This window comes from Rhodococcus sp. BUPNP1 (genome assembly GCF_002215235.1).
Taxonomy (GTDB): domain Bacteria; phylum Actinomycetota; class Actinomycetes; order Mycobacteriales; family Mycobacteriaceae; genus Rhodococcus.
This window is the reverse complement of record NZ_NERM01000002.1, coordinates 1-19,138: the sequence shown is the minus strand read 5'-3', so window position 1 is coordinate 19,138 and position 19,138 is coordinate 1. Positions and strand designations below refer to the sequence as shown.

Annotated in this window: 10 protein-coding genes; 4 read left to right on the top strand and 6 right to left on the bottom strand. The window is 69.3% G+C overall.

The features are described 5' to 3' along the window. Positions 1–35: 35 nt before the first annotated feature. Together pks13 and B9C99_RS01925 are read left to right on the top strand one after the other, a co-directional pair. Positions 36–4,943 (top strand): polyketide synthase Pks13, encoded by a 4,908-nt coding sequence (pks13, locus tag B9C99_RS01930; protein ID WP_088896821.1) that lies wholly within the window; start codon positions 36–38, stop codon positions 4,941–4,943. An 8-nt stretch (positions 4,944–4,951) separates the two neighbouring features. Continuing rightward, positions 4,952–6,493 carry an acyl-CoA carboxylase subunit beta gene (locus tag B9C99_RS01925; RefSeq protein ID WP_016692631.1) on the top strand — a complete coding sequence of 514 codons (1,542 nt, stop codon included), beginning with the start codon at positions 4,952–4,954 and terminating at the stop codon, positions 6,491–6,493. 36 nt (positions 6,494–6,529) lie between these two features. Here B9C99_RS01925 and B9C99_RS01920 read toward each other — a convergent pair whose 3' ends face one another. The 4 genes from B9C99_RS01920 to B9C99_RS01905 form a co-directional block, all read right to left on the bottom strand. Continuing rightward, entirely contained in the window at positions 6,530–7,171 is a 642-nt protein-coding gene (locus B9C99_RS01920) for a TetR/AcrR family transcriptional regulator (RefSeq protein ID WP_085468766.1), read from the bottom strand. 69 nt (positions 7,172–7,240) lie between these two features. Next, positions 7,241–7,669: a hypothetical protein gene (locus tag B9C99_RS01915; RefSeq protein WP_172414842.1), complete on the bottom strand. Its 429-nt coding sequence runs from the start codon at positions 7,667–7,669 to the stop codon at positions 7,241–7,243. 50 nt (positions 7,670–7,719) lie between these two features. Then, the gene (locus tag B9C99_RS01910; RefSeq protein WP_088896819.1) at positions 7,720–11,028 is read right to left on the bottom strand and encodes an arabinosyltransferase domain-containing protein; all 3,309 of its coding nucleotides are present in this window, start codon (positions 11,026–11,028) and stop codon (positions 7,720–7,722) included. Between the two features lie 44 nt (positions 11,029–11,072). Continuing rightward, positions 11,073–14,369, bottom strand: a complete 3,297-nt coding sequence (locus B9C99_RS01905) for an arabinosyltransferase domain-containing protein (RefSeq protein WP_088896818.1) — start codon at positions 14,367–14,369, stop codon at positions 11,073–11,075. 130 nt (positions 14,370–14,499) lie between these two features. Between B9C99_RS01905 and B9C99_RS01900 the strand changes: the two genes are divergently transcribed. Then, positions 14,500–17,277: an FAD-binding and (Fe-S)-binding domain-containing protein gene (locus tag B9C99_RS01900; RefSeq protein WP_088896817.1), complete on the top strand. Its 2,778-nt coding sequence runs from the start codon at positions 14,500–14,502 to the stop codon at positions 17,275–17,277. On the opposite strand, the gene B9C99_RS01895 is transcribed toward B9C99_RS01900, so the two are convergent. After that, the gene (locus B9C99_RS01895) at positions 17,263–18,012 is read right to left on the bottom strand and encodes an AraC family transcriptional regulator (RefSeq protein WP_172414841.1); all 750 of its coding nucleotides are present in this window, start codon (positions 18,010–18,012) and stop codon (positions 17,263–17,265) included. The genes B9C99_RS01900 and B9C99_RS01895 overlap by 15 nt on opposite strands. Before the next feature lie 138 nt (positions 18,013–18,150). Here B9C99_RS01895 and B9C99_RS01890 point away from each other — a divergent pair, with 138 nt between their 5' ends. After that, a complete protein-coding gene (locus tag B9C99_RS01890) occupies positions 18,151–18,519 on the top strand; it encodes a phosphopantetheine adenylyltransferase (RefSeq protein WP_143543535.1) in 369 nt (122 codons plus the stop codon). 10 nt (positions 18,520–18,529) lie between these two features. On the opposite strand, the gene B9C99_RS01885 is transcribed toward B9C99_RS01890, so the two are convergent. Next, positions 18,530–19,138 (bottom strand): hypothetical protein (locus tag B9C99_RS01885; RefSeq protein WP_253249951.1); only part of this gene is annotated, 609 nt, incomplete at its 5' end.

Here is a 19,138-nt window from a genome sequence, read left to right as displayed (position 1 = left end):
CCGGGTAGCGTGGTGGGTTGATGTCTGACACTGAAATGACGGTTGCGCAGCTGCGCGAATGGCTGCGCAACTGGATCGCCGACGCGACCGGGCAGCCGGTCTCCCAGATCTCGGACGATCGTCCGATGGAGGAGTTCGGACTGTCCTCCCGGGACGCCGTCGCCATGGCGGGTGAGATCGAGGAACTCCTCGGTGTCACCCTCAACGCGACGATCGCCTACCAGCACCCGACGATCGCGTCGCTCGCGACGCGCATCATCGAAGGTGAGCCCGAGGCACCCGCCGAGGACGACTCCGCCCTGTACACGGTCGGTGCCGCGGCGGGTTCGAAGGACGTCGCCATCGTCGGTCTGTCCACCCGTTTCCCGGGCCACGTCGACACTCCGGAACAGATGTGGGAGCTGCTCGCCTCCGGACGCGACGGCATCTCCGATCTGCCCGAGGGCCGCTGGTCGGAGTTCGAGAACGACCCCGCCGTGTGGGAGTCGATCCGCAACGCCAACACCAGGGGCGGCTACCTCGACGACGTCAAGGGTTTCGACGCCGAGTTCTTCGCGATGTCGCCGCGCGAGGTCGAGATGGTCGACCCGCAGCAGCGCCTCGCGCTGGAGCTGACCTGGGAAGCGCTCGAGCACGCGCACATCCCGCCGAGCGAGCTCAAGGGCGGCTCGGTCGGTGTGTTCATCGGCAGCTCGGCGAGCGACTACATGCTCCTCGCGGTCGGCGATCCGTCCGCAGCGCATCCCTACGCGCTCACCGGCACCTCCACCGCGGTCATCGCCAACCGCGTGTCGTACTTCTACGACTTCCACGGCCCGTCCGTCACGCTCGACACGGCGTGCTCGTCGTCGCTGGTCGCCGTGCACCAGGCCGTGCGTGCGCTGCGCAACGGCGAAGCCGACGTCGCCCTCGCCGGTGGCGTCAACATGCTGCTCGCCCCGGCCGGCACCCTCGGCTTCGACGAACTCGGCGTCATGGCACCGGACGGCCGCATCAAGGCGTTCTCCGCCGACGCCGACGGCATGATCCGCGCCGAGGGTGGCGGTCTCGTCGTGCTCAAGCGTCTCGAGGACGCCGAGCGCGACGGCGACGACATCCTCGCGGTGATCGCCGGTTCGGCCGTCAACCAGGACGGTCGCTCCAACGGTCTGGCCGCTCCCAACCCCGAAGCGCAGGTCGACGTGCTGCGCCGCGCCTACCGCGACGCGCAGATCCTGCCGTCCGGTGTCGACTACATCGAGGCGCACGGCACCGGCACGGTGCTCGGCGACCCGATCGAGGCCGACGCGCTCGGCCGTGTCGTCGGTCGTGGCCGCGAGGACGACAAGCCGGTCCTGCTCGGTTCGGCCAAGACCAATTTCGGGCACCTCGAGTCCGCCGCCGGTGCGGCCGGTCTCATCAAGGTCGTTCTCGCGATGCAGAACGATCAGCTGCCCCCGACGCTCAACTACACCGCGCCCAACCCGTACATCCCGTTCGACAGCGCACGCCTGAAGGTCATCCCCGAGGGTGCGAAGTGGCCGCGCTACACCGGTCGCGCCGTCGCCGGTGTGTCCGGATTCGGTTTCGGTGGCACGAACGCGCACGTCGTTGTGCGCGAGTACACCGGTCCCGAGGGGCTCGAAGCGTCCGAAGCCGAGGTCGAAGTCCTGCCGGAGGAGATCCCCGCCGCCGCGGAGACCACCGAGCAGGCCCGCGAGCTGCCCGTCCTGCTCGCCGTCTCCGCTGCGATGCCGTCGCGTCGCCGCCGTGCCGCTGCCGATCTCGCCGACTGGCTCGAGACCGAGAAGGGCAGCACGACGCCGCTCGCCGACGTCGCCCGCACGCTCGCTCGCCGCAACCACGGCCGGTCCCGCGCGATCGTCGTGGCGAGCAACCACGGCGAGGCGATCGCCGGTCTGCGTGCCGTCGCCGCCGGCAAGCCCGCGCAGGGCGTGTTCACCGCCGACGCTCCCGCCTCCAAGGGCGCGGTGTGGGTGCTGTCCGGCTTCGGTGCCCAGCACCGCAAGATGGCCAAGCAGCTGTACCTGGAGAACCCGGTCTTCGCGGCGGCCGTCGACGAGGTCGACGAGCTGATCTACGACGAGTCGGGCTACTCCATGAAGGAGAAGTTCCTCGACGATGCGCAGGACTACGACGTCGAGACGGCGCAGGTCGGAATCTTCACGATCCAGATCGGTCTCGCCGCGCTGCTGCGTCACCACGGTGCCGAGCCCGCCGCGGTCGTCGGCCACTCGATGGGTGAGGCCGCCGGTGCCTACATCTCGGGCGGACTCTCGCTCGAGGACGCCGTGCGCGTGATCTGCTCGCGCTCGCGTCTGATGGGTGAGGCCGAATCCGGCCTGACCGGCGACGACATCCGCCTCATGGCGCTCGTCGAGTACAGCGCCGCCGAGGTCACCGACGTGCTGCCCGACTTCCCGCAACTCGAGGTCTGCGTCTACGCGGCGCCCACGCACACCGTCATCGGTGGCCCGCAGGAGCAGGTCAACGCGATCGTGGCGCGTGCCGAGGCCGAGGAGAAGTTCGCCCGGGTCCTGCAGACCAAGGGCGCGAGCCACACCTCGCAGGTCGATCCGATCCTCGGCGAGCTCGCGGCCGAGCTCGCCGGCATCGAACCGCACCGCCTGAAGGTCGACCTGTACTCGTCAGTCGACCAGGAGACGCTCTACCGCGCAGGTCACGACGGCATCCACGACGTCGAGTACTGGACCAAGGGCATGCGCCACAGCGTGTACTTCACGCAGGCGATCCGGCAGGCCCTGTCCGACGGGCACACCACCTTCGTCGAGCTCAACGCCAACCCCGCGACGCTCATGTCGGTCGCGGCGACGGCCTTCGACGCCGGTGTGCAGGACGGCCAGTTCATCCAGACGCTCAAGCGCAAGGAGGACGAGTCCCTCGGCGTGCTGACCGCGCTCGCTCAGTTGTACGTGCACGGGCAGTCCGTCGACCTGAAGACGCTGCTGCCGGAAGGCGACTACGCCGACCTGCCGCGCACCGCCTTCCTCCGCAAGCCGTACTGGGTCGACGCCAGCATCGGCACCTCCGGCAACGGCCGCGCGCCCGGCGCCCGGGTCGCACTGCCCGACGGCCGCTACGTGTGGGAGGTGCAGGCATCCGCCGTCACCGATGCGGCCGAGCTGGTCGTCGCGGCGGCCTCGCAGGTGCTGTCCGATGTCACGCTCACCGCGTCCATCCCGCACACCGACGTCCCCGCGACCGGCACCCTCACCACGACGCTCACCCGGCACCCGGGTGGCGCGTCGCTGCAGGTGCACGCGAACACCGGCGACGGTTTCACGCTCGTCCACGAGGGTGTCGTCACCTCCGGTGAGCCGCTGCCCGCGCCCGTCGCGGTGGCCGCGAAGCCGGCCGCGCAGGCCGAAGAGCTGCCCGAGGTCGCCGAGTCGTTCGGCGACAAATGGGATCCGAACGGATCGCAGACCCTCGATGATCGCCTGACGCTGATCGTCGCCGAATCCATGGGCTACGCGCCCGAGGACCTGCCGGCCGAGATCCCGCTCATCGAGCTGGGCCTCGACTCGCTCATGGCGGTCCGAATCAAGAACCGCGTCGAGTACGAGTTCGACATTCCGCAGCTGCAGCTGTCGGCGGTCAAGGACGCGAGCCTCCGCGACGTCGCGAAGTACCTGCGGTACGCCGTCGAGAACCGCGAGGAGGTCGCGCAGCTCGCCGAGCAGCAGGCCGCCGAGAAGGCAGCCGAACGCGCCGCCGCTGCGGAGCAGGACGATCTGCCCGAGGTCGAGGACACCACCGCGGTGGGCGAGGCCGAGCAGATCCTCGCCGAAGCCGAGGCACAGACCGCGCCCGGGACGACCGAGCCCGAACAGGAGTCGAGCGGAGTCGACGTGCCGCCGCGCGACGCCGCGGAACGGTTGACCTTCGCCTCCTGGGCCGTGGTCACGGGCAAGTCGGCCAAGGGCATCTTCAACCCGCTGCCGAAGCTCGAGCGTGATGTCGCCGAGAAGCTCGCGGCACGGCTGACCGAGCGGGCCGAGGGCGAGATCACCGTCGACGACGTGCTCGCCGCCCCGACCATCGAGCAGCTCGCCGAGACGGTCCGTCAGCATCTCGAATCCGCCGATCGCATCGACGGACTCGTGCGCACACTGCGACCCCGCGTCGAGGGATCGGACACCGTGCCGGTCTTCGTCTTCCACCCTGCGGGTGGTTCGACGGTCGCGTACGAGCCGCTGCTGCGCCGCCTGCCGGCGCACACCCCGGTGTTCGGTTTCGAGCGCACCGAGGGCCCGATCGACACCCGCGCCCAGGCGTACCTGCCGCTCATCAAGGAGATCCAGGGCGACGGCCCGTACGTGCTGTGCGGCTGGTCGCTCGGCGGTGTCCTGGCCTACGCGGTGGCCCGTCTGCTCCGCGAGGAGGGCAAGGACGTGCGTCTCGTCGGCCTCATCGACACCGTCATGGCCGGTGAGAAGGTCGAGGACACGCCCGACGAGATCCGCAAGCGCTGGCAGCGTTACTCGGCGTTCGCGAAGAAGACCTACGGGATCGACGCGCCGCTGCCCTACGACCTGCTGGCCGAGGCCGGCAGCGACGAGGAGCAGATCGGCATCCTGATGGGTCTGCTGGAGCTGAGCGGGGCACAGATCCCCGGCGGCATCATCGAGCACCAGCGCACGTCGTGGCTCGACAACCGCGCCATCCAGACCGCGGAACTGCTGCCCTACGACGGCAAGGTCGTGCTGTACATGGCCGACAAGTATCACGACGACGCGATCGATCTCGAGCCGGCCTTCGGGACCCGGCAGCCCGACGGTGGGTGGGGTGAGGTCGTCGCGGATCTCGAGGTCGTGCACGTCGGCGGCGATCACCTGCAGATCGTCGACGAGCCGTACATCTCGAAGGTGGGGGAAGACCTGACCCGCAAGCTGGCCGACATCGAGGCCTCGAGGAGCTGAACGAAGAAGTGAGCACCACGGCACAGAAGCTGGCCGAGCTGCGCGAGAAGCTGGAGATCGCGAAGGAGCCTGCGGGCGAACTCGCGATCGCCAAGCGCGCGAAGAAGGGCATTCCGAGCGCTCGCGAGCGCATCGACATGCTGCTCGACAGGGGCAGCTTCGTCGAGATCGGCGCACTGATGAAGACGCCCGGCCGCGACGATGCGATGTACGGCGACGCGGTCGTCGTCGGGCACGGCACGGTCGACGGCCGCCCGGTCGCGGTGTTCTCCCACGACCAGACCGTCTTCGGCGGCAGCGTCGGTGAGATGTTCGGCCGCAAGGTCGCCGCGGTCCTCGACTTCGCCCTCAAGATCGGTTGCCCCGTCGTCGGCATCAACGACTCCGGTGGTGCCCGCGTGCAGGACGCCGTCACCTCGCTCGCCTGGTACGGCGAGATCGGCAAGCGCCACGAGCCGCTGTCGGGTCTGTGCCCGCAGATCTCCGTGATCGTCGGCAACTGCGCCGGTGGTGCGGTCTACGCCCCGATCAACACCGACGTCGTGGTCGCCACCGAGGGCTCGCACATGTTCGTCACCGGCCCGGACGTCATCAAGGCGGTCACAGGTGAGAGCGTGAGCCTCGAAGAGCTCGGCGGTGCCCGCCAGCAGGCCGAGTACGGCAACGTGCACCACGTCGCGCCCGACGAGAAGGCCGCCTTCGAGTGGGTGCGGCAGTACCTGAGCTACATGCCGTCCAACGCGCAGGAGAAGCCGCCGGTCATCAATCCCGGTCTCGAACCGGAGATCACCCCCGACGATCTCGAACTCGACACGTTCATGCCCGACGCCGACAACTCCGGCTACGACATGCACGACATCCTGCTGAAGATCTTCGACGACGGCGAGTTCCTCGAGGTCCGCTCGCAGACCGCGCCGAACATCATCACCGGCTACGCACGCGTCGACGGTCATGCCGTCGGTGTCGTGGCGAACCAGCCGCTGTACCTGTCGGGTGCGCTCGACGCGGCCGCTGCCGACAAGGCGGCCCACTTCGTGCGCGTGTGCGACGCCTACGACATCCCGCTCGTGTTCGTCGTCGACACCCCCGGCTTCCTGCCCGGTGTCGAGCAGGAGAAGATCGGCGTCATCAAGCGTGGCGGCCGTTTCCTGTTCTCGTACGTCGAGGCATCCGTCCCGAAGGTGACGGTCGTGGTCCGCAAGGCCTACGGCGGCGGTTACGCCGTGATGGGTTCGAAGCAGCTCGGCGCCGACATCAACTTCGCGTGGCCCACCGCGCGTATCGCCGTGATGGGTGCCGAATCGGCTGTCGCGGTGATCGGCCGCCGGCAGATCGAGGCCGCGGGCGAGAACGCTCCCGCCGTGCGCCAGCAGCTCATCAACTTCTACAACGAGCACGTGGCGACGCCGTACATCGCGGCCGAGCGCGGATACGTCGACGCGGTGATCGAGCCGTCGACGACCCGCCTCGAGATCCGCAAGGCGCTGACCCTCCTTCGCGACAAGGAAGTGTTCAAGAACCCGCGGAAGCATCACCTGCTGCCGCTGTAGAACAGCCGGAGAACCCTCGCCGACGGGGTCTGTGCACTAGGACGTGCGCAGGCCCCGTCGCGCGTATCCGACGATCTGCTCGACCTCTGCGTCGGCGTCGAAGGTGGATGCGTCCCGCCACAGCAGATGCTCCATCACCGCGAGCAGCAGGATCGAGGTGGTGAGCGAATCCCGTTGCGGGTCGGCCGATCCCAGGTCGGCGATGGGACCGGCGAGCACCTCCGCGACCGCCTTCTCCAGATCCTCGCGCACCTTCGGTGCGTGCGACCGGCCGCCGGCGGAGGACACGACGTTGCGGGTGGCGGCGGCGATCTCGGGATCGACGGCCTGGTTCAGGACGGCCGCGATGCCGGCACGCAGGGCGGCGTCGGGGTCGGCGGCCTGGTCGATCTTGTGACGCAGGTACCGGACGAGTCGGTGTCCGCCCTCCTCGACGACGGCGTCGACGAAATCGCCCTTGCTCTTGAAGTAGCGGTAGAAGGCGTCGTTGGAGAGTCCCGCGGCGGCCACGATGTCGGCGACGCGCGCGGGTTCGCCCCGAGTGAGCAGTTCGCGTCCGCACCGGATCAGGGTGTCGACGTCGCGGCTCGCAGCCTCCTGTCGGGGCGTCAGGCTTCGCTTCACGGCCTCGGAGGCGCGGGGGGACAGGGTCGACCCAGCTGAATTCTCGGTGGTCACCCGCTCATTCTAGATAACCGAAACCAGATTCTGGGATGCTCCGACCCCGTCACGCCGCACGTCGACCGATCAGGGAACCGTCCAGGAACCCCGGCCCGCCAGGAAGGTGATGTCGGTGGTCGTCACGACCGCCTCGATGCGTCCGGAGCCGGTCTCGAACGACGGATACGGGGACGCCGGGATGGTCGGGTAGATCGGCAGGGTGACGGCGCCACGCTGTCCGGTCGTGACATTCGTCCAGTGCACGACGCAGTGGCACTGGATGCTGCTGCCGAATCGGGAGAAACCAGGACGCTCGGGATCCACCCGAACGGTCACGCTCTCGTTGACGAGGGCGCCGCCCCATCCGGCAGAACCGGTACCACCGACCGCGCCGATGACCGGGCTCAGGGTCGTGGCCACGACAGGCTCCGCGGACGCCGCGGGAGCGGCGACCATGCCGAACGCGAGAGCCGCGCCCAGGGCTGCCGTGAATGCGATCTTTCTCGAGGTCGTCATGCCCAGTGTGTCGCCCCTGAGCATCACTTCCGTTACTCGCGCCCCACCCGTCACTCGTAGACGCGCATCGGCGCGGGCTTCCACAGACCCGACCGCGTCACCTCGGTGGTGGTCAGTTCGGCCGGCTGCGCATTCGGGTAGAAGCGCACGTACCGCTCCACCGAACCCCAGTCGCGACCCCAGTCGTTCTCCAGGTAGGTGGGCACCTGCTCGGGTCGTGCCAGGACCTCCGCGAAGCCGAGCGGGCCACCGTTGTCGGCCGACTGCCAGGTGTCGGTCGACGACACCGCGAGCGGACGGTCGGGGAGGACCCGGTAGTTCGGCATCTCGGCGACACCGGCCCAGTGGTCGAACGGCCGCTGGCACGGGAACTGCAGGCCCACGGCCCAGTCCAGCAGGAGCGGCTGATCGGAACCGAGCTGGGAGTCGAGCCGCTCCAGGGTCGGGACGCGCGGCGGCGTGAACGCCAGCCACTGGTCGCCGGTGAGGTTGGGGTCGTTCGCGACGATGCGGACGGCGTCGGCGTCCTCGGGCAGGTCGGCGAGCGGCACACGCAGGTTCCGCCACGACGGCGCGGGGCCGATGTCGCGCGGCAGGTAGGTGCCCTTCGCCTCGACGCTGCCGTCGGCCTGGCGGGTGCCGTACTCGACGAGCAGCGACTGGCCGTAGGTCAGTGCACCGGTGTCGTCGTACGACCAGATGCGACCGGCCGCGGAGATGATCACCAGCGGCGTCTCGTCGGTGATCTCGGGCAGAGCGTACCAGCTGGAGGTGAGCGCGGCGGGCTCCTGCACACCCTCCTGGTAGCTGCCGAGCACCGGGGTGACGGCCGGGTCGAGCCCGAAGGGCAGGCGCACGGTGCTGCCGTTGACCGTCTGCGCACCGGAGCCACCCGTGGTGCCGCCGCCCGCGCCGGTCTCGAAGGTCGGGCCGACGCTCTGGTTGTCGGTGTTGCCCTGGCCCGGCTTGACCTCGACGTAGTCGGCGGTCAGATCGGACGGCACGCCGTCGGGAGTGAAGCCGCGCGGCGCCGCACCGGCGAGCGGGTCGTCGTTCGCCGGCGGGTTGGCGGGATCGATGATCGGTTCGAGGCGTCCCTCGTTGGGGTCGGCCTCGACGAGCACGTCGTTCGCGAGACCGCAGGTCTGCCCGGCGACCGCCCCGATGTTGGAGCGGGCGAGCGAGTACGCCGGGTACTGCGACACCGCGCCCTTGAGCAGCGACAGCACCTCGAACAGCACCATCACCGCGGCGACGACCGTGAGCGGAGCGGCCGCGAGGGCGCGGATCCGCCGGCCCTTCTTCGTCTCGGGCGACTCCGGCGGCGGTGCGTACCCCTCGCGGAGGTACTGCCACGCGACGAGCACGAGGGCGAGACCGAACAGGACCAGGAACAACGAGCTGGACTGGTAGCCGCTCAACGAGACGGTCTTGTCGAACCACGGCACGCCGTAGCTCGAGACGTACCACCAGCCGTTGATGCCGGCGAACGACACCGCCAGGACGAACAGCAGTCCGGCAAGGAAGATCGTGCGGTTGCGGCGCGACCGCAATGCGCTCGCGGAGACCACGACGGCCGTGACCGTCGCGAGCGATCCGGCGATGCCCGCGTACGCCCCGAAGTGGTGGGTCCACTTCGTGGGGTTGAACATCATGAAGAAGATCGTGCCGAAGACGATGCCGAGCAGACGCCAGGTCGGGCTCACGGCGACGCCCGGGATGCGACGGCGGCGCAGCAGCACGAACAGCGTCGTGAACAGGCACAGCAGCATCGTGAGGAACGCGAAGCGGCGCGGCAGCGACCCGTCGACGGTCTGCACCATCAGGTAGTAGTAGCGGAGGAAGTCGTTCCACCACTCCTCGTTGGGGCCGATGATGGTGCGCACGCGGGTCGCCTCGAGGACCGCGGCGAGGGTCTGGTCCGAGAACACCACGACGAGCACGAGCAACCCGGCGGCACCGATCGGTGCGAGCAGCGGCAGGGTGCCGACCTCGCGGTGACGGCGCACGATGATCCGCGTCATCGGCCGGATACCGGCGATCAGGGCGGCCACACACATCAGGCCGGTCGGTGCCGCGGCGAGCGTGAACGCGCCGACAACCACCGCGGTCGCGGCGGGCAGCAGACGACCGGTCGCGATGGCGCGTTCGATCGAGCACCAGGTCAGCAGCGCACCGAGGGCGACGATCGGCTCGGGCCGCAGACCGTTGTTGTAGGGCAGCCAGAAGGCGAGGAAGACCAGTCCGCCGGTCCACAGCGCGATGCGGTTGTGCCGCACGGCCCGGCCGAGACGCGGCACCACCTCGCGGCTGATGACCATCCAGCACAGGATTCCGGCGATCAGTGCCGGGATGCGCATCCACGGGCTGGCCGTGGAGATCTTCGCGAACGCCGCCAGCACGTCGTAGTACCAGCCGAAGGGCGCTTCGGGGACACCGAACCAGCGGAAGTAGTTGGCCATGTAGCCGGAGTTCTCCGACACCCGGGCCATGGTCAGCAGGTAGCCGTCGTCCGAGGTGTTCGCGCCGAAGAAGTGCCAGCCGACGAGCGTGAGGACCACGACGACGTCGACGCCGGTGAACTTCCACCAGCGGGCCGGCAGGAAACGGCGGTGTCCGCGACCGTCCGTGCCGTCGAGTTTGGCCAGCGCGCCGAGCGCGAGTGCCGTCGACAGCACCGCCAGGATCATCGCGAGGGACTTGACCAGTGTCGGCGACGACGTGAACCGGGAGTCGACATCGACGGTGACGTCGAGGCCGGGAACCGCGGTCGGCAGGTCGCTGAACACGCCGACGACGAGCGGCCGCAGGTCGCCGGTGAGCTCACCGGACCGCGGGTTGCCGTTCTCGTCGGAGAGGCCGACGAACTCGGCGGTGGTGCGTTCGGAGTCGGAGAAGATCTGCAGTTCGCTGCACGCACCCGACTCGACGTCGGCGCGCGGCGCGGTCGCGACCACCACGTTGCGGTCGAGCACGTCGACGTTCTCGGCGCCGACCCGCACGAACATCGCGTTGAGCGCGGCGTCCTGCCCGTTGGTGGGGGCCGTCGCGAGCAGCATCCCGCCGTCACCCGGCATCTCCGCGGCGGCGCTGCACGGCACGGTGGCGCGGAACTGGAGGGGGACCTGCGACATCAACGGCAGTTCGACGTCGGTCGCCGCCGCGTCCTGCGGCCACGACATCGTCGCCTCGGTCACGCGGACCGGGAGGAACGGTGTGGCCAGCGCCAAGATCATGCCGAGCAACCCGGCGACGACGGCGACGAGTCGCGCGGTCCGGTACCGAGTGCGAAGGTCCTCGCCCATCGACCGTGGGGCGGTCGGAGCGGGCGCGGGTGAGGTCGTCACGTCGTCGGGCACGGGAGTCGATGGTATCCGGCGACGTGGTGTGACGGCACTCGCCCTTACTCCAGCAGGACCGGGACCCCGTCACGGATGCGGCCCGGCGACCACAGGCCGGAGCGGGTCGTCACGTCGGTGGTGACCTCCGCCGGGGAGGCATCCGGGTCGATCGGGCGGTACTGCTCGAGCGATCCCCAGTCGCGATCCCAGTCGTGGTTCAGATAGGTGGGGACGGCCTCGGCGTTCAGCAGAAGCGGGATCCAGCCGAGCGGTCCACCGCCGATGTCGTCCTGCCAGCCGTTCGTCGCGTCGGCCCCGACACGGTCCGGGAGGATGCGGTATTCGGGGACCTCGGCGACACCGTTGCGGTGCCCGAACGGTCGCTGGCACGGGAAGGCGAGACCCACCGACCAGTCGATGAGGACGGGGGCGTCGGATCCGACGACCTCCTGCAGGGTCTGCATGCGCGGCATCCGCGGCGGCGTGACCGCGACCCACTGATCGGGGGAGAGGTCACCGTCGTCGACGACGATCCGCACGGCGTCGGCGTCGGCCGGGATCGCGTCGCTCGGCACGCGCAGGTTGCGCCAGGACGGCGACGGGCCGATGTCGATCGGGGCGAGCGTGGCCAGCGGCGTCACGTCGTCCCCGGACGACGAACCGAACTCCAGCAGCACGTCCTGACCGGGGGTGATGACGCCGTCCGGGTCCACGTAGCGGACGCGTCCCGCCGCGGTCACGACCAGCAGCGGTGTCTCGTCGGTGCGCTCCGGCAGCGCGTACCAGCCGGATTCGAGCTCGGCCGACTGCTGCGCGCCGGAGCGGTAGCTGCCGAGGACGGGCGTGGTCTGCGGGTCGAGGCCGAAGGGGAGCTTCACGGTGCTGCCGTTGATGCCTTCGTCGCTGGTGCGACCGCCCTCGGTGCCGGCGCTGGTGGAGGTGGTGGTGCCGCCCTCCTCGCTGTCGACGGTGTTGGCGCCACCGGTCGTGGTGGTCTCCGCATCCGCGGTGAGGTCGAGCGCCACGCCGTTCGGGGTGAAACCGACGGCCGTGCCGGCGCCCAGGGCCTCGCCCGGATCACCGTCGAGAGGCTGCAGCATCGTCGCGTTCGGGTCGGACTCGACGAGCACCTCGTTGGCGAGACCGCAGGAGTTGCCGGTCAGGGCCGCCGCGTTCGACTTGGCGATCGAATACGCCGGGTACTGCGAGACCGCGCCCTTGAGCAGCGACAGCACCTCGAACAGCACCACCGCCGCCGCGACCAGCGTCAGCGGCGCCGACGCCAGGGCCCGCACCCTGCCGTTGCGGTCGGGCCGCGGTGTCGTGAACGGCTCGCGCAGGTGGAACCACGCGGCGAGGAGCAGGGCGAGCACCGTCAGGCCGAGCAGCGCCGTGGAGAAGGCGTAACCGGAGATCGACGGCGGCTTGTCCCACCACGGGATGCCGTAGCTCGAGACGTACCACCAGCCGTTCGAGCCGGTGAACGCCATCGCCAGGACGAACAGCACCCCGGCGGTGAACAGCGCCCGGTTGCGGGCCGATCGGATGCCGACCGAACCCACTCCGATCGCGGCGAGCGCAGCCACCGACGCGGCCAGGCCCGCGTACACACCGAAGTGGTGCGTCCACTTCGTCGGCGTGAGCATCATGAGCAGCAACGACGCGAAGACGATGCCGAGGATGCGGCGCGACGGTCCGATCGCGGTGCCCGGAATGCGGCCCTTGCGCAGGATCAGCATCACGCACACGACCAGGCACAACAGCATCACGAACACACCGAACCGGCGGGCCAGCGAACCGTCGGGGGAGACGGTGAGCAGCGCGTCCCAGCGCAGCCGCTCGTCGAACCACGGCACGTTCGGGCCCACGGCCGAACGCACGCGGGTCGCTTCGAGGACCGACGCGAGCGTCTGGTCGGCGAAGACCGCGATGAGCACGACGGTGCCCGAGGCGAGGATCGGCGCGAGGGGCGCGACGACACCGACGAGATGCCGGCGCGCAATGAGCACCTTCACCAGCGGGCGCATCCCGGCGACGAGCGCGGCCACCGCGATCAGGCCGGTCGGACCGGCAGCGAGGGAGAAGGCCGCGATGAGCACCGCGATCGCGGCGGGCAGCATGCGACCGGTCGCGATGGCGCGTTCGATCGAGCACCAGGTCAGCAGTGCACCGACCGCGATGATCGGCTCGGGGCGCAGACCGTTGTTGTAGGGGAGCCAGAACGCGAGGAAGACCAGCCCGGCCGTCCACAGCGACACCCGGCTGTGCCGGACGGCGACACCGAGCCTGGGGATGACCTCACGGCTGATGACCATCCAGCACAGGATCGCCGCGATCAGCGTGGGCACGCGCATCCACACGCTCGACGTCGACACCTGCGCGAACACGACGAGCACGTCGTAGAACCAGCCGAACGGCGCCTCGGGCACACCGAACCAGCGGAAGTAGTTCGCCATGTATCCGGCGTCGCCGGACACTCGCGCCATATTGAGGATGTAGCCGTCGTCCGAGGTGTTCGCGCCGAGGACGTGCCAGAGCAACAGAGTGCCCACGACGATGGCGTCCACAAGGGTGAACCGCCACCAGCGAGCCGGCAGGAACCGGCGCGCGCGGCGCCCGTCGATCCCGTCCAGGCGATGCAGCGCGACGAGGGAGACCAGCGTCGCGAGCGCGCACACGATCATCGCGAGGAGCTTGAGCACCGTGGGGGTCGAGGTGAACCGCGAGTCGAGCTCGGCGCGCACCGACAACCGTTCCGTGGAGTCGTCACCGCCGGGTTCGAAGGCGCCCGCGGGGCCGGTGAGGTCGCTGAAGACACCGACCATCTGCGGTCGCTCGTCGCCTTCGAGCTCGATCGCGACCGGCGGGTCGGAGCCCACGATCTCGGCGGCGGTGCGTTCGGAGTTCGATGCGACGGTCACCGCCGTGCACGGTTCGTCGAGCGGCGCCGAGACGAGCACCGAGTTGCGCAGGACGGCCTCGACGGTGCCGGGGGCGCCGTCCTCACCGGGTACCGCGCGGATCACCAGGCCCTCCGCCGTGGCGTCGGGGGAGCCGGACGGGATGGTCGAGACGAGCGTGCCGCCGTCGGAACCGAGCTGCGCTGCTGCCGCGCACGGCACGCTGGCCCGCAGCGTGAGCGGGGCGTAGGTGACGAGCGGCGCCTCGACACTGTCGATGCTGCCGTTCTGCGGCCATTGCAGTTCGCCGGTCTCCTGCCGGACCGGCAGGAACGGAAGGGTCAGAGCCAGCACGAACCCGAGCAGTCCCGACACGATCGCGACGATCCGCGCTGTGCGGACGCGCGATGTCGGGTCGGACGAATCGGTTTTCCCGGGCGAAGCGGTATCGGCTGGCACAAGCGTCGATGCTAGGCGAGTCCCGTCACGGTCCGGGCTCGTGCCGCTCCGCTCGCACTACTCGTGGGTACTCCGCGGTTCTGTCCGACCACGTCCGGAGCCGTACCTCCCGCCACTAGCATCGCTGTCTATGAAGACCTCCACCCCGATCGGGCGCGCTCTGCGCGCGGCGGGCATCGGGGAGGTCTGCGACGACTCGACCACGCGCGCGCTGTACTCGTCCGACGCCTCTCTCTATCGCGTCCCACCACAGGCCGTGGTGCGCGCCCGATCGATCGACGACATCGCCACGACCCTCGACGTGTGCCGGCGCGAGGGTGTCCCCCTCGCCTCCCGCGGCACCGGCACCTCCCTCGCGGGCAACGCCGTCGGACCCGGCGTCGTCATCGACTTCTCGCGTCACCTGAACCGGGTGCTCTCCGTCGACCCCGAGACCCGGACCGCGCGGGTGCAACCGGGGGTCGTGCAGGCCGAGCTCCAGCGCACCGCGGCACCGCACGGTCTGCGCTTCGGCCCCGATCCGTCCACCCACAACCGATGCACGATCGGCGGGATGATCGGCAACAACGCGTGCGGGGCGCGGGCGCTCGGCTACGGCCGCACGTCCGACAACGTCGTCGCGCTCGAGGTGCTCACCGGCACCGGGCACCCGCTGTCGCTGCCCGGCGAGGACCCGACGCTCGAGCCGCTGCGGGAGATCGTCGCGCGCGATCTCGCAACCATCCGTACCGAATTCGGTCGCTTCGGCCGGCAGGTATCGGGTTACGCACTCGAGCATCTGTTGCCGGAGAACGGATTCGACGTCCGAAAGCTGTTCGTCGGCAGCGAGGGCACCCTCGGGATCACGACCGAGGCGACGGTGCAATTGATCGCCGATCCTGCCGTCCACACGATGGTCGTACTCGGCTATCCCGACATCGTCGCCGCCGGCAATGCCGCGCACGGACTACTCGGGTTCCGGCCCACGGCGTGCGAAGGACTCGACTCGCGGATCGTCGACATCGTCCGGCACCGGCGCGGGCCGGAAGCAGTACCGCCCCTGCCGTCGGGTGCGGCGTGGCTGTTCGTCGAACTGGCGGGTGACGACGCCGACGAAGTGCGCGACCGGGCGAAGGCGCTCGCGCACGCCGCAGCCGCGACCGACGTCCTGCACGTCGAGGACCAGGCGCGGGCCGCCGCGCTGTGGCGCATCCGGGAGGAGGGGGCCGGCCTGTCGGCGAGAAGTCCGAAGGGACTGCCCGCGCACGCGGGATGGGAGGACGCCGCCGTCCCCGCCCACCGCGTCGGCGACTATCTCCGCGACTTCGAGGAACTGCTCGCCGGATACGACGTCACCGGCTATCCCTACGGGCACTTCGCCGACGGATGCATCCACATCCGCCTCGACATCCCGCTCGAGGTTCCCGGCCTGTTCCGCGAATTCCTCTTCGAAGCAGGCAAACTCGTCGCCGAGTACGGCGGGTCGATGTCGGGGGAGCACGGCGACGGCCGGGCCCGGAGCGAACTGCTGCCCCTGATGTACTCGCCCGACGCTCTCGCGCTGTTCGGCGCCGTGAAGTCGGTCTTCGACCCGGAGAACATCCTCAATCCCGGAGTGCTCGTCGACCCACGTCCCGTCGACGTCGACCTCCGCGTCCCGGCCGCACGGAAGGTTCGTGAGGGTCTGGCCTTCCGCTATCTCGAGGACGGCGGCGACTTCACGCAGGCAGTCCACCGGTGCACGGGGATCGGCAAGTGCCGCGCCGACAACACCGGCACCGGCGGGGTGATGTGCCCGTCCTTCCTCGCGACCCGTGAGGAGAAGGACTCCACCCGAGGACGTGCCCGGGTGCTGCAGGAGATGCTCAACGGTCACCTCGTCGCCGAGTCGTGGCAGTCGCCGGAAGTGCACGAGGCGCTCGATCTGTGCTTGTCGTGCAAGGGATGTCTGTCGGACTGTCCGACCGGAGTCGACATGGCGACCCTCAAATCCGAAGTCCTGCACCAGACCTACCGGGGACGGAGGCGGCCCGCCAGTCACTACGGTCTCGGCAGGCTGCCGCAGTGGGCGGCGATCGCCTCCCGTGCGCCAAGCGCCGTCAACGCCCTTGTCCGCGCTCCGGGGGTCGCCCCGCTCGGGTTGACCGTCGCCGGTCTCGACCGCCGCCGCCGTGTACCGAGGTTCGCGCCCCGCACCTTCCGGAAGTGGTTCGCCGACACCCTCTCGCAACGATCCCGCACGGGCGACCCGGTGCTGCTGTTCGTCGACACTTTCACCGAGTACTTCACCCCGGAGATCGGGGTTGCCGCCGTGCGCGTGCTCGAAGCCGCCGGACACAGCGTGCACCTCACCGACGAACCCCGCTGCTGCGGCCTGACGTGGATCACCACCGGCCAGCTCGACCAGGCTCGGAAGATCGTGGGCCGCACCGTCGCCGAACTCTTCCGCAGCGGCATGCCGATCGTCGGTCTCGAACCGTCGTGTACCGCCGTCCTGCGTTCCGACGCGGTCGAACTGCTCGGGTCCGCACCTGCTCGCCTCGTGGCCGACAGCACCACGACCCTCGCCGAACTCCTCGCCGACTGGGAACCGCCGTCGCTGGACGGCACACGGATCGTCGCGCAACCCCACTGCCACCACCACGCCGTCATGGGCTGGGGAGCCGACGCCGCACTGCTGCGACGCGCGGGCGCCGATGTGCAGCGCCTCGCCGGCTGTTGCGGCCTGGCCGGGAACTTCGGTGTCGAACGCGGGCATTACGACGTGTCGGTGGCGGTCGCGCAGACCCAACTGCTGCCGGCCGTCGAGGCGGCATCCGACGACGCGGTGATCCTCGCCGACGGGTACTCGTGCCGTACCCAACTGAGCGACCTCACGACGCGGCGCGGCACGCACCTGGCGGAGTTGCTGGCCTCACGACTGCCGTAGGGAATCGAGGCGCTCGTCGACGACGATGCTCACACCGGATGCGGTCAGTGCCGTGGCGGTGAGCCCGAACATGCGCAGGAAGGTGTCGCTGAAATGGGACGGCGACGCGAACCCCGCCGACATCGCGGCCGAGGTGAAATCTCCTCCCTCCGCGATAGTCCGGGCGACGGCGAGCATGCGGAGCCACAAACGGTAACGACGGAAGCTCGTGCCGGTCTCCCGTCCGAACAGTCGCAGGAAGTACGGCGTCGAGAGTGATTCCGCCCGTGCGAGATCGGCGGCGCTGCGTTCGGACGACGGATCGGATCGCATGCGTTCGACGGTCCGCGCGATCCGCGGGTCCAGGCGCCGTCGGGGCGGTCCCGACGCCGTCGCGGTGATGGCAACGCCGTCCGGAGCCGGCGCCTTGCACAGATCGATCAGTACGGACTCCTCACGATGACCGATACGGAACGGACCGCACCGATCCGATCTCCAGACCTCGTGCTCGCGGAGATATGCCTGGTTCACGTCCGCGTAGCAGAACAGGATCCTGTTCGGTGGAGGAGACACCACTCGGTGGACCAATCGTGGCGGAACCAGGGCACTGCGGGCGCTGATCTCCGTTCCGTCCTCGGCGGTCAGCGTGAACGGGGCGTCGACACCGACGACCACGCAGTACACCGACGTCGAGTGCGGATCGAGCTCGAGAGACGGGCCGAGATAGGCCGCTCGTCCGGGCCATACCCAGAGCATCGGATCCGGTGGCGATGAATCCGGAACAGCGCACGTTTCCGGAAGCGCGGCGGAGGCCATGCCGCGAGTCTAGGAGTGTCCGTCCCGAAGCCGGTGGTCTTCACCGATTCGGTCCGATCACGAAGCGAAGGAGTCGGAATGCGTTCATCGAGGATCGGTTCGCTACTCATGGCAGGAGTCGGCGTCGCTCACCTCGTTCCTGCGACGGCGGTGGTGTCGCGGCGGCGGGTCGAGGGTCTGTACGACGTCGACGCGAGGGACCGGAACGTCGAACTGCTTCTGCGGCACCGTGCGACCTTCTTCGGGCTCGTCGGTGCTGCGCTGCTCGCCGGTGCGGTCCACCCGCCCTACCGGTTGCCGGCCCTGCTGGCGGGGGTGCTGTCGCTGGGGTCGTTCGTCGGGCTCGTCGAGGCGGCCGGTCCTGCGAACGAGGAGCTCACCCGCATCGTCCGGGTCGACGTCGGTCTCCTCGGTGCCCTGGCCGGTGCGGCGGCCCTCACCCGGTGATCGACAGCGCTCACCCTCTGCTGTGTCGCCCTCTGGTGCGTTCGCTTCTGGTGGGGCGCGGCCCGAGTTCGTAGGGGATCTTCAGGATGTGGCGGGTCTTGGCGTCGATGTCGCAGTTGCCCGACGCAATGGAATAAAGGATTCCGTTGTAGACCAGGTCCCACAGATCAGGGTTGCGCTGGATCTCGTTGATCTTGAACGAATGGATCTCGTTGCCGTGTACATCTTTCAAACGAAGAACGCGGTTGTAGCCGTCAGCGGAGAACTGGATGCGGGTGAGTTGGTAGGTGTCGACCCAATCTTCGCGCCATTGAACCCAGTTGATACCCGCTGCGGTCCAGTGATTCCCGATGCCTCGAAACAACAGCATGGCACTTCCGATGATGATGACCCACATGATCCACCAGTGGATCCAGCGGAAATCTCCGTTGATGACGGTGAGGTACACGATCAAGATTCCCGTTATCAGCAGTGCGCTGATGTATTTATCGCGGACGGTGGGTTGGAGCCATTCGAGGGTGGGGCCGAGATGGTCCGGTGCATCTGGTGGGTTCCGTGGGTTGCGGTCGAGCGGTGTGTATTCCGTGCCGTGGTAGATGCGGGGCGCCCGGGGTGGGCG